The sequence below is a fragment of the Flavobacterium sp. M31R6 genome, from assembly GCF_013284035.1.
GTDB lineage: Bacteria > Bacteroidota > Bacteroidia > Flavobacteriales > Flavobacteriaceae > Flavobacterium.
In genome coordinates this window covers 831913-843951 of sequence record NZ_CP054141.1, presented here as the reverse complement: position 1 = coordinate 843951, position 12039 = coordinate 831913, and the positions used below count along the sequence as shown (strand labels likewise).

Annotated in this window: 9 protein-coding genes; 2 read left to right on the top strand and 7 right to left on the bottom strand. The window is 36.4% G+C overall.

The window, feature by feature from the left end; all coding sequences use genetic code 11:
- The first annotated feature begins 25 nt into the window (after positions 1-25).
- Positions 26-718, top strand: coding sequence for an NUDIX hydrolase (locus HQN62_RS03355; protein ID WP_173503323.1), 693 nt, complete (start codon positions 26-28; stop codon positions 716-718).
- A gap of 362 nt (positions 719-1080) precedes the next feature.
- Positions 1081-1566, top strand: a complete 486-nt coding sequence (locus tag HQN62_RS03350) for a DinB family protein (RefSeq protein ID WP_116796409.1) — start codon at positions 1081-1083, stop codon at positions 1564-1566.
- A 76-nt stretch (positions 1567-1642) separates the two neighbouring features.
- On the opposite strand, the gene HQN62_RS03345 is transcribed toward HQN62_RS03350, so the two are convergent.
- The 7 genes from HQN62_RS03345 to HQN62_RS03315 form a co-directional block, all read right to left on the bottom strand.
- Positions 1643-3328 (bottom strand): sodium/sugar symporter, encoded by a 1686-nt coding sequence (locus HQN62_RS03345; RefSeq protein WP_173503322.1) that lies wholly within the window; start codon positions 3326-3328, stop codon positions 1643-1645.
- 314 nt (positions 3329-3642) lie between these two features.
- Positions 3643-4677: a UDP-glucose 4-epimerase GalE gene (gene galE / locus HQN62_RS03340; protein ID WP_173503321.1), complete on the bottom strand. Its 1035-nt coding sequence runs from the start codon at positions 4675-4677 to the stop codon at positions 3643-3645.
- Between the two features lies 1 nt (position 4678).
- The gene (locus HQN62_RS03335) at positions 4679-5728 is read right to left on the bottom strand and encodes a UDP-glucose--hexose-1-phosphate uridylyltransferase (RefSeq protein ID WP_173503320.1); all 1050 of its coding nucleotides are present in this window, start codon (positions 5726-5728) and stop codon (positions 4679-4681) included.
- A gap of 134 nt (positions 5729-5862) precedes the next feature.
- A complete protein-coding gene (galK, locus tag HQN62_RS03330) occupies positions 5863-7035 on the bottom strand; it encodes a galactokinase (RefSeq protein WP_173503319.1) in 1173 nt (390 codons plus the stop codon).
- Positions 7036-7224: 189 nt separating this feature from the next.
- The gene (locus HQN62_RS03325; RefSeq protein ID WP_173503318.1) at positions 7225-9648 is read right to left on the bottom strand and encodes a DUF4982 domain-containing protein; all 2424 of its coding nucleotides are present in this window, start codon (positions 9646-9648) and stop codon (positions 7225-7227) included.
- Positions 9649-9903: 255 nt separating this feature from the next.
- Complete coding sequence (locus HQN62_RS03320) at positions 9904-10938, bottom strand: glycoside hydrolase family 53 protein (protein ID WP_173503317.1); 1035 nt, start codon at positions 10936-10938, stop codon at positions 9904-9906.
- A gap of 6 nt (positions 10939-10944) precedes the next feature.
- Positions 10945-12039 (bottom strand): glycoside hydrolase family 53 protein, encoded by a 1095-nt coding sequence (locus tag HQN62_RS03315; RefSeq protein WP_173503316.1) that lies wholly within the window; start codon positions 12037-12039, stop codon positions 10945-10947.

Here is a 12039-nt window from a genome sequence, read left to right as displayed (position 1 = left end):
AAATAATCCCGAAATTAATAGCAATATGAATAAAGACATTAAGGAACCAGCTATTGAGGGCGTAACTATTGACTGTGTCATTTTTGGATTTAACAAAGAAAGTCTTGAAATACTTTTGGTGCAACATGCAGAGGGAGAGAGCGTAGGGAAATGGGGACTTCTTGGAGGGTGGCTACGAAAAGAAGAAAGTGCCGATGATGCCGCACAACGAATTTTGTATGAACTAACCAGTCTTGACAACATCTATTTAGAGCAATTAAAGGCTTTTACCAATCCAAATCGTGTAAGCGGAAGAAGGGTTCTAACCATTGCCTACTATACATTGGTAAATCGAGAAGACTATAATATAAAAGCCAGTGTTACCTTAAGAGAAGCGAAATGGTTTAAAATTAATGACATACCAAATTTAATTTTTGACCACAACGAAATTTTAGATTTTAGTTTATTGCAATTGCGTAATCGGGTACGCCAAGCTCCTATTGGCTTTAATCTTTTACCCGAGAAGTTTACATTATTACAATTAATGCATCTTTACGAAGAAATATTAGGGATTGAATTGGACAAATCTAATTTTCGCAGAAAAATTTTACACATGAAATTATTGGTTCCATTGGATGAAAAACAACAAGATGTTTCGCATAGAGCCGCAAAATTGTACAAATTTGATCCAGAAATTTACGAGAAACTTACCGAAAAAGGATTTAATTTCGAATTTTAGTCTCGTGTAAAATTCAATTACTTAGGAGCTATTTAACTTTCGTTGAATCTTCACTATCCAGATCCACAACATAATCTTTTTTTTCTCATATCAAAAAAAAAAGACCCGAAAGCTAATCACACTTTCAGGTCTGGAGATCCAATAACTAATTAAGACTCCTTTTATAACAAATATATGTTTCGAAAAATATCGCCTTATGGTTAATTTGACTACAAGGTAGTCATTATTTTTAAATTGACAATATTTAGATCCAAATATTAACTTTCTTTATCAAAAAGCATACATCGGTATTCCGTAATTTTAGCTCATCGATGATTTAACCGATTCTAACAATTTATTTAGCAGTAAAACCAGAAATTAAAATGACTATAAATAAAAGTAAAAATGCTGTAAATGCGCTGCTTTCCGAATACAGAAAAGTAATCGTAGAATTGCAAAATGTCATTCAGAATATCCCTGACGAAAAGTTAATTATGCCGATTACTTCAGCAACTAATGACGAAGATTGTAAATCAATTCAAACCATACTTGCCCATGTAGTGAATTCCGGATATGGATATTGTGTTTATATTCGAAATTTGAGAGAAGGGACTATTGAACGTCCAAAGAAAGAAATTCGAAAATCTACAGAAGAATATAAAACTGATTTAAATAATGTCCTTTTATATACTTATGAGACGTTTGACACTATTTATGACAGTGATCTAGAAAGCTTCAATGACTTAGAAAAAATAAAAACATCTTGGGGACAAGTCTATGATATTGAACAATTATTTGAACATGCAATCGTGCATATTTTAAGACATCGAAGACAAATAGAAAATTTCAAAACAACATTAGAAATTTAGACAAAGTAGCCACATAAAAAAGTGTGAAACCAAACGAATTTAGCTTCACACTTTTTTAACTAACTAACAAACTTTATTACCAGAACTTCACGTACAAAGCACAAATAATCAATAATGTAATTACAATCAATACTGTTGTTTGCGGTTTAACTTTAAACATTTCAGTATCCAATTCGAATGCTTTTGGATTCACTTTTGGTCCAGCAAAACTGATTCCAACCATTAGAAGCATAGTAAACAAGAATGACAATCCCATACAGATATGGAATGGAATCTCAAAACCACCTTTTCCATTAGGCCAAGCCGTATACAACAAAGTTTCGTTTCCAAGTATTGCAGGAGCAAATTCATTGAAAAATACCGATAATAAGAACCCGGAAATCACACCTACAATTGCAGCTGTACCCGTTGTTCTTTTCCAGAACATCCCAAGAATAAACATTGCAAATACCCCTGGGCTAATAAATCCAGTATATTTTTGGATGTAAGTGAAACCACCCACACCACCAATTCCTAATAAATCATTCCAAGTAAACATAACTGCAAGAACCATCGCTGCAAAAACAGCGTATTTCCCAATATTTACCTGAGCTCTATCGGTAGCACTTTTTTGAATATATTTTTTGTGTACGTCCAAAGTATAAATAGTAGAGATACTGTTTACTTTACCGGCCAAAGAGGCTACAATAGCTGCTGTCAAAGCTGCAACAGATAATCCTTTTAAACCTGTAGGAAGGAACGTCAACATTGCAGAATAAGCTCCATCTTTTCCACCAACTAAATGTGGTAAATGTCCGTTTTCATATAAAACAAAAGCAGCAATACCAGGCAACATAACGATAAGGGGCATTAATAATTTCAACATACCTGCAAATAAAATACCAGTACGAGCCGTTTGCAAATCAGCTCCCAAAGCTCTTTGAGTGATGTATTGATTACAACCCCAATAGTTAAGATTGATAATCCAAATACCCGCCAAATAAGACATCATTCCTGGGAAAGTAAGATACTTATTGATTTCCAATTGAGAAGATGTAGCCGTAGGTCTTGGAATAATCATTTTGAAATGCTCCGGTGCTTTTTCCATTAATACTTTGAAACCAGCGATTGCATCTTGACCAAAACCAAAATAGTGTCCAACAGTAGTCAAAGCAATGTAAGAGGTTACCAATCCACCAATGATTAAAACCGCTACCTGAATTACGTCAGTATACGCTACCACTTTCATACCTCCCAAAGAGATAAGCAAAGCAAAAACAGCCAAACCAATCATAATTGCATGCAAATATTCACCACCTGCAAGTCCGTTAATAGCAACAGCTCCCAAGTATAAAATAGAAGTCAAGTTAACAAAAACATATAAAAACAACCAAAAAACAGCCATAATTAAAGCCGTTGATTCGTTATATCTTGTTTTCAAAAATTGAGGCATGGTATAAATCTTGTTTTTCAAATAAACAGGAATAAACCAAATCGCGATGATTATCAAAGCAATAGCGGCAATCCACTCATATGCAGCAACAGCGACTCCCAAAAAGAATCCTTCACCACTCATCCCAATAAATTGTTCAGCCGAAATGTTTGAAGCGATCAATGAAGCTCCGATAGCCCACCAAGTTAATGTTCCTTCTGCAAGGAAGTAAGCTTTGGCATCGTGTTCGTTTTTTTCACGCTTGCGATAAATCATGTATCCATAAGTGGATACCACGACAAAATAAATAATAAATACTGCGTAATCCGCAAAAGCGAGGTTCTGGCTCATGAGTAAATAGTTTTATAGAAATTAATATTAATAAAATGTGGTTATTCTTTTGTTCTTATATTTTGTAATCTGAAATCTACTGCTTTCAGGCACTAAAACACTACCTTATTACAAAAAACATTGCGATTTGGCAATGTAATCAACTGTAAAATATCATATGTATTTTAATTCCATTATTTTTTTATGAATTATTGAAGCCAAATGTAAAATAAAAATATTTATTTTTAATGTTTATAAATGTATTTTTTACATTTATTTTAAATTTAGCCATTAACAACCCAAAACAGTACGATTATCCTGTTTAATTATAATTATTATGATGCAAATTCGGGACTGGTTCGAATCTTCTGCTCCCATTTCCAAGCACTGGCCATGGCTTCTTCCAAAGTCGAAACGGTTTTCCATCCCAAAATGGTATTCGCCTTATCAGTATTGGCATAAGCCTCAGTTACATCACCTTCTCTCCTTTCCACAATTTTGTATGACAATTTTTGTCCACTTACTTTTTCAAAAGCGGCAATCACTTCCAATACAGAACTTCCGGTTCCGGTTCCAAGATTGAAAATCTCTAATGGCTCCACATTCTTTTTATTCAATAATCTTTGTAATGCGATTACGTGGGCTTTCGCCAAATCGACTACATGAATATAATCGCGAACACAAGTTCCGTCAACCGTTGGGTAATCATTTCCGTAAACTGATAACTCGGCACGCAAACCCATTCCAGCTTGAGTAATGAATGGAACTAAATTTTGCGGTACACCAATAGGCAATTCCCCTATTTCACCAGACGGATGTGCACCGATAGGATTGAAATAACGAAGCAAAATAGCATTTATACCACTTACTTTCACTACATCGGAAATAATCTCCTCACCTATCTGTTTTGTATTTCCGTAAGGAGACAATGCCGGTTGAATCGGAGTTGTTTCGGCAATAGGCATCACTTCGGCTTGCCCGTAAACCGTACATGACGAACTGAAGATAAAATGGGCGCCTTTCTTTTTCTCTAATTCCTGCAAAATATAGACTAAAGCACCCAAGTTGTTTTCATAATACAACAAAGGATTTTTCACGCTTTCGCCAACTGCTTTAGAAGCTGCAAAATGAATAACCCCTGCCACATCATTATGTTCCATAAAGAAACTTTGGACAGCCAATTTCTCTCTTAAATCAATTGTTGATAACGTTGGTTTTTTACCCGTAATGCGTTCGATACCATCCAAAACTTCAATTGAAGAATTAGAAAGATTATCGATCACGACTACTTCAAAACCTTGATTTTGCAATTCGACAACGGTGTGGGATCCTATAAAACCCAAACCGCCTGTTACTACTATCTTACTCATCTTATTTGTTTTTATAATGTACCTCCGGAAGCGCTTTCAATACTGCGGCACTTTTTTCTGGAGTAATATCTCTTTGTGCTTCGCCCATCATTTCGTAACCTACCATAAATTTTTTTACGGAAGCCGAGCGCAATAACGGTGGATAAAAATGCATATGAAATTGCCATTCCCGGTGTGATTCTCCATCTGTTGGTGCCTGATGAATCCCTGAAGAATACGGAAAAGAGGTCTCAAAAAGATTATCGTATTTTATCGTTAATGCCTTTAAAATAGAAGCATAAGCCGAAACTTCTTCTGATGTGAACTCCGTTATTTTTGTAATATGTCTTTTGCTGATAATCATTGTTTCAAATGGCCAAATTGCCCAAAAAGGAACCAATGCCACGAAGTGTTCGTTCTCAATTACGATACGTTCCTTTAGCTCTAATTCTTCTTTTAAATAATCCAGCAAAAGATTACTTTGATTTTTATCGAAATACTCTTTTAGGCTGTTTTGCGTTTTCTCTACTTGAGTAGGCAAAGAAGATTGCGCCCATATTTGTCCGTGCGGATGCGGATTGCTACATCCCATTACACTTCCTTTGTTTTCAAAAATTTGAACGTGGTTAATGTAATCTACACTTCCTAAATCCGTGTATTCTTTTTGCCAAGTTCTAATTATAGTCTCAATTGCCGGAAGCTCCATTTCTGGCAAAGTCAAATCATGTCTTGGCGAAAAACAAACCACTCTGGCAATACCACGTTCTGGTTTTGCTTTAAAGAAAGTTGGTTTTAACTCTTCTTCAAACAAGATTGGCTCTTGCTTTACGGCTGCAAAGTCATTCTCGAAAACAAAACTCGATTCATAGTTTGGGTTACTTTCCCCATTGGCACGAACGTTCCCTGGACACAAATAACAAGTTGCATCATATTCAGGAAGTGCATCGGTATGAATTGTTTCATTTTGTCCTTGCCAAGGTCTTTTTGCCCTGTGCGGAGACACCAAAACCCATTCGTTAATTAATGGATTGAAACGTCTGTGCGGATCTTCGTTTATATCAAAATTTTTCATTTTATTATTTTTTGGTTTAACCGCAAAGTGCGCAATGATTTTCAAAAATTGTCTATATCCCGCAAGGGGCGCAAAGCTTTGCGTTCTTTGCGTTTTCAAAAAAACTTTGCGCTCCTTGCGGTTAAAATTATTATTTACCCTAAAGGCTGATATAATGATGTACCGTTTCCGATTTTCACATCATAAATTTTCAAATCAATATCAAATGCCTCTTTATAAAGCTTAGTAAGCTTGGTCTTGATAGCTTCTTCTTCTCCTTTCTTAATCAAATTGATGGTACAACCACCAAAACCGCCTCCCATTAAGCGAGATCCAATTACTGCTTCCTCCTTTTTTAAAGTATCTACGATAAAGTCCAGTTCATCACAACTTACCAAATACTCTTTAGACAAGCCTTCGTGGGTTTCAAAAAGTAATTTCCCTAATGCTTGGATGTTTCCGTTATCCAAAGCTTCGCAGGCAAGTGCCACACGATGAATTTCTTTAACCACATAATGACATCTGACAAACACATTTGGTGTCATTTTATCTTTTAGTTGTAGCACATGGCTTTCGGTACAATCCCTGAAACTGGTAATTTCCGGAAAGTTACTTTTTATAATCGAAAGCCCTTCTTCACACTCTTCTCTTCTGGTATTGTAAGCCGAAGAAAACAGAGAATGCTTCACGTTACTGTCAAATAAAATCAGAGAATAATCATTGAAATCGGCGTTGTGGTATTCGTATTCCAATGTTTTACAATCAATTTTTATGACTTTATTTTCTAAACCCATAACACTTGAAAACTGGTCCATAATCCCGCAATTGATTCCAACCCAGTGTTCTGCTTTTTGTCCCATTAGTGCAATATCTACTTTTGGAATTGACAGATTGAAAAGTTCCTTGATTCCGAAAATTGTTCCGCATTCTAAAGCTGCCGACGAAGACAATCCCGAACCAACAGGAATGTTACTACTAAAAACACAGTTGAAACCATCGAACGAAAATCCATTATCTTGTAATTGCTTGATTACGCCCAAAATGTAATTCGTCCAAACCACTTTACTCAATGAAATCGTTTCTGTCAAATCGACTTCAAATTCTTCGTTCAAGTCTATGGCAAAAATTTTGGATTGCTTTGAATTGCTTTTTGCAAAAGCGAAACAAATAATCTTGTCGATTGCAGCAGGCAAAACGTACCCGTCATTATAATCGATATGTTCGCCAATGATGTTAATTCTCCCTGGAGAAAGCACAATTTTCTCTGGAGCATTGCCAAATTTCTCCTGAAAAAAAGCGGTCGTTTTGTTAATTAATAAATCGTTCATTACTTTGAAATTATTAAAATATTAGATTTTATGACTTTCCTTAAATGCGCAACAAGTCTTTTTTTTTGCCCCAGATTACACAGATTCACACAGATTTTACAAGCATCATTAAAAAAATCTGTGAAAATCTTTTTAATCTGTGGCTAATTTTTGTCGCTTTGGTATTAGTCACGCACTGTCATGTTTTATTTATTTCGATACCAAGGTCAATTTACCGCTCTTAAGCCCAGCTCCATTTACCTCCAATTTTACATCGCCGGCAGTTGTTGTCGATTTTACAAGCACTACCAACTTTCCACTAAAAAGTTTCATGGTATCCTTATGAAACATTTCTAATGAAGTGGCATCGCCATTGCAGGCAGCCCTGTAAGTACCCGCTCCTGTGACCTTAAACTTTAACTGATTAGTTGCCGTCGGACAGGGAATTCCATTTTTGTCAACTACAGATACGGTTACGAAAGAGATATCCTCACCATTGGCAGTGATTGTTTTCCTGTCTGCCTCTAAAACAATTTGATAAGGCTTGCCAGCAGTCTTTACCACTTCTTCAGCGACAGCTTTACCATTGTCGTCAAAAGCCACCACTTTTACAGTTCCCGGCTCATATTTCACATCCATCCACATCAGGCGGTAGCGGTTCTGAGGTGTGTTTTTGTTTTTTTTCTGCACTCCCATGCTCTTGCCATTTATAAAAAGCTCAGCACTGTTATAGTTCGTATATACAAAAACGGGGGTTGTCTGTCCTTCGCGTCCTTCCCAGTTCCAATGTGGCAAGATGTGTAGGGTTGGTTTCTCCGTATTCCAACGGCTTCTATATAAATAGTAACGGTCTTTTGGCAAACCGGCTAAATCGTTAATTCCAAAATAAGAACTTCGAGAAGGCCACATTTCATCATAAGGCGTAGGTTCGCCTAAATAATCAAAACCAGTCCAGACAAACTCGCCAATTACCCAAGGTTTATCATCTTGAAGCACAAAATCTTCATCAGGTACATTGGACCAGCTGCAGGCTTCCAAATCATAAGAGGATGATTGAAAATCAGTATATTGCTTATCTTTTTCTTGAACTATCGGGAATTTATAAATCCCTCTAGAGCTAACAGTTGAAGCTGTTTCGGAACCTAAAATAAACCCTTGCGGAAATTTATTAAAGGCCTCATCATATAAATGCACACGATAATTCAATCCCGGAATATCGAGCAAAGCACCAAAACCAGATTCCATAGTCGCTTTTACCTGATCCATACCAACAGTTACCGGACGTGTTGGGTCTTCTCTATGAAATATTTCCTGCAACCATTTGGCTCGTTTTACACCCGCTTCTCCCCATTGATCCGGCACTTCATTTCCAGCACTCCACATCACAATAGAAGGATGATTTCTTGTTGCCTGTACTAAATTCACGATGTCTTTTTCGGCATGTTCATCAAAAAAACGATGATAGCCATTTTCTACTTTAGGCAGTACCCATTCGTCAAAACTCTCTGCTAGAAACAGAAACCCCATTTCATCCGCCAATTCCAATTGCTCGAAAGAAGGCATATTGTGTGAACTGCGAATGGCATTACATCCCATATCCTTTAATATCTTCATTTGCCTGCGCAACGCGGCTTTATTTACTGCTGCTCCAAGTGGACCAAGATCATGGTGAAGACAAACTCCTTTAAATTTGGTTACCTTTCCATTAAGACTGAAACCTTTATTAGCTTCGTATTTTATTTCTCGAATTCCAAAACGTGTTGAAACCTCATCTTTCAATTCTTTTCCAACATACAATTGAGAAACCGCTTTATACAAATAAGGGGTTTCGGGGCTCCACAATTTTGGTTTTTCTACCTTAATATTTTGATCGAACTCATTTCCGAATTTAATATCCGACTCCTCTGAATTTAGTTTATTCCCTTCGGCATCAAAAATAGTGGTAACTAAACGACTTTTTTCCCCAGAAGCTTTGGTCTTAATGTTGACTTTAGCAACTTCCTCACTGATAAAAGGTGTCGTTACAAACTGCCCCCATTGGTCAATGCTTTCGTTATTTTTTATAATAACACTTACTTTTCGATATAAACCGGCGCCAGGATACCAACGTGAAGCAAATTCTTTATTGGTTAGCTTTACCGACAATGTGTTCTCTCCTTCTTGTATAAATTGGGAAACATCAAAATAAAAATAACTATAGCCATATGCCCATTCTCCAACTTTTTTCCCGTTTAAATACACTTGAGGTTCGCTCATTGCACCTTCAAAAAGCAGAATTATTTTTTTCCCTTTTGAATCTTTCGGTAATGTAAATTTATTGCGGTACCACGCTGTCCCGATATGCGGTAAAGCTCCTGTTCGTCCTGTTTTTTCGGTAGCAACTTTTTCTCCGTTTTGAACAATCGCAACTTTCTGTATATCTACATTTTTATCAAAAGGTCCGTAAATTGCCCAATCATGCGGAACGGTTACCGATTCCCATTTCGAATCATTGAAATTTACTTTAGAAGCTTCTTCAGAATCTCCTTTTTGAAATTTCCAATTAGTATCTAACACTTTTACCTCACGTGTTTGAGACAAAGCTATTTGCGTAAATGCTAAAAATATAACGAGAATTCGTATCAGTTTCTTCATTTTTAAACCTATATAATTATTTAATATCTATTGCAATTAAATTTGTTCCTCTCTATTCTCACGCTTCCGCAAAAGGGAGAATGGTTATCTTATCAAACCTATTCTTTAAACCATCCAATGCTATTGAAGGCTTCCAATCCGCTGAGAAAAATTCTTACCATATAAGAAATATAAGAGAATATAAGTTTTTGCTTTTTACATCCCTTTCTTAAATGAACTTATATTACTTATATGGTTAAAACCAAAACTTTATAACTATTCTTTAAACGCATCCAAAGCCATTGAGGGTTTACCATCTGATCTCCAAGCACTCAATTCATAGTGACTCCAAGATTTTGCCCCTTGAGGTTCCCAATAAATTACGCCTAATCCTTTATTATTTGGCACTGCTCTTACCGCTTTTATAACAGCAACTAACATGTCATGTGTGTTTTGTTCTTGCGTATCGATGCCGCCGACTTCAACAACCATCACTTCTTTGTCATATCTAGCCGCCATGTCATTTAGATTATTCGCCAAATCGGCAATATTTTCTTTATAATCCGTTTTGATCCAAAATGGGTAATAAGACATTCCGATTACATCATATTTTACATTATTTGCTTTTGCATTATCAAAAAACCATCTGAACTTTTTACTGTTATTTCCTTCGTCTAAGTGAACAATTACTTTGATCTTAGGATCTATGGCTTTAGTTGCTTCGTATCCTTTATTCAGTAATTGTGCCAATTGACCGAAGTTGTCTGTACTTCCTTCCGGCCATAACATACCTCCTGGAATTTCGTTACCCACTTGCACCCATTCCGGGGTAACACCTGCCTTTTTCAAAGCTTTCAAAACATCTTCGGTATGGAAATAAACATCGTTCAGCAATTCTGAGAAAGTATGATTTTTCCATTCCAAAGGTTTATTTTGTTTACCGGGATCAGCCCAAGAATCACTATAATGGAAATCAATCATAATGTGCATTCCCATTTTTTGTGCACGAATTGCCATCGTTACCGTTTCTTCCTTACTGCAATGTCCACTCGCTTTGTCACTCGAAGGGTTAACCCAAACACGCAATCTTATGGTATTGATTCCTCGATCTTTCAACAATTGCAAACAGTCTTTTTGAGTCCCATCGGCATCATAGAATTTATAACCCGTAGCTTCCATTTGTGGCAACCAACCCACATCAGCGCCTTTGGCAAAAGAATTTTCTTTGGGCTGCTGCATTGTTCTATTGGTAGTACAATATGTAAAAACCAATGCTGAAAGAATTATTAATGAACAAAATACCTTTTTCATCTTCTTTTAATTTAAGTTAAAGACCCCGAAGACAGGCAATGCTTTATTGCTAAAATCATAAAGCGCTTGATTTTCAAAAGTAGAGCCATTCTTTGCTTGATTTCCTTTGAACGAAATCCATTCCCCTCCCCAATACGAAAATCCAATACCGCTTTGAGAGGTTTTCAAAAGATTTTTTATTGCCAACATATAACTTTTTTGTCCTTCGGGAGTTGCAGGATAACCCGAAACCAATTGAGAATCCAAGCCTACAATATTATCCGTCCAATCATTGTAACCCAACGTAAACGGATAAGCTGTTTCGGCAATAATTACTTTTTTACTGAACTTACTTCCAAGAGCGTCGATAGTACTTTTTACAACTGTCAAATCTTTTCCGTGCCAAACTGGATAATAAGAAAGACCTATATAATCATAATCTACACTTTTTACTTTGGTAAAAAACCAATCCGTATCCGATGTATTAACACCTGCATAATGAATCATGATTTTTATTTTTGGCGCTTTGCTTCTAATGGTAGCACTAGCCGTTTTTAATAAATCAATACATTGCGCTTCTTGGTTAATCAAATGTCCTTGAGGCCAAAGCAAACCACTGTTGATTTCATTCCCAATCTGAATAATATCAGGATTAATCTCTGTAATGATTGTAGAAGTGTAATTAGCCACTGCTGTTTTCAAATCGATAAAAGACAAACTTGCCCATTCCGCCGGAGTCGTTTGATTTCCAGGATCAGCCCAGGTATCTGAGTAATGAACCGTAAGCCATACTTTCATACCCGCTTGTTTCACTCGAGCGGCAAGCGCTTTTACTTCGGTCAATCCAGAATGTCCATCGGCTGGATTCTTCCATAAACGAATACGGATCGTATTACAACCTGAATTTTTCAAGGTAGTAAGCATGTCTTCAGCTTTACTGTTGTTGTATAAAATAGTTCCGGCACTTTCAATCTGAGGAAGAAATGAAATATCGGCGGCTCTGATAAAGTCATCAGTTACAACAGGTGGAGTAACCGGTGTATCAGGAGTATCGCTACTGGAACAAGCAAACTGCACAGTTAATAAGACAAAAAGCGACAAAAATGTTAGGACTTTCTTCAT

What these genes read in the sequence shown, in the direction of transcription:
- HQN62_RS03345 (WP_173503322.1), bottom strand. Translation starts at nt 3,328, where the DNA reads ATGAGCCAGAACCTCGCTTTTGCGGATTACGCAGTATTTATTATTTAT.
- HQN62_RS03315 (WP_173503316.1), bottom strand. Translation starts at nt 12,039, where the DNA reads ATGAAGAAAGTCCTAACATTTTTGTCGCTTTTTGTCTTATTAACTGTG.
- HQN62_RS03335 (WP_173503320.1), bottom strand. Translation starts at nt 5,728, where the DNA reads ATGAAAAATTTTGATATAAACGAAGATCCGCACAGACGTTTCAATCCA.
- galE (WP_173503321.1), bottom strand. Translation starts at nt 4,677, where the DNA reads ATGAGTAAGATAGTAGTAACAGGCGGTTTGGGTTTTATAGGATCCCAC.
- HQN62_RS03325 (WP_173503318.1), bottom strand. Translation starts at nt 9,648, where the DNA reads ATGAAGAAACTGATACGAATTCTCGTTATATTTTTAGCATTTACGCAA.
- HQN62_RS03355 (WP_173503323.1), top strand. Translation starts at nt 26, where the DNA reads ATGAATAAAGACATTAAGGAACCAGCTATTGAGGGCGTAACTATTGAC.
- galK (WP_173503319.1), bottom strand. Translation starts at nt 7,035, where the DNA reads ATGAACGATTTATTAATTAACAAAACGACCGCTTTTTTTCAGGAGAAA.
- HQN62_RS03350 (WP_116796409.1), top strand. Translation starts at nt 1,081, where the DNA reads ATGACTATAAATAAAAGTAAAAATGCTGTAAATGCGCTGCTTTCCGAA.
- HQN62_RS03320 (WP_173503317.1), bottom strand. Translation starts at nt 10,938, where the DNA reads ATGAAAAAGGTATTTTGTTCATTAATAATTCTTTCAGCATTGGTTTTT.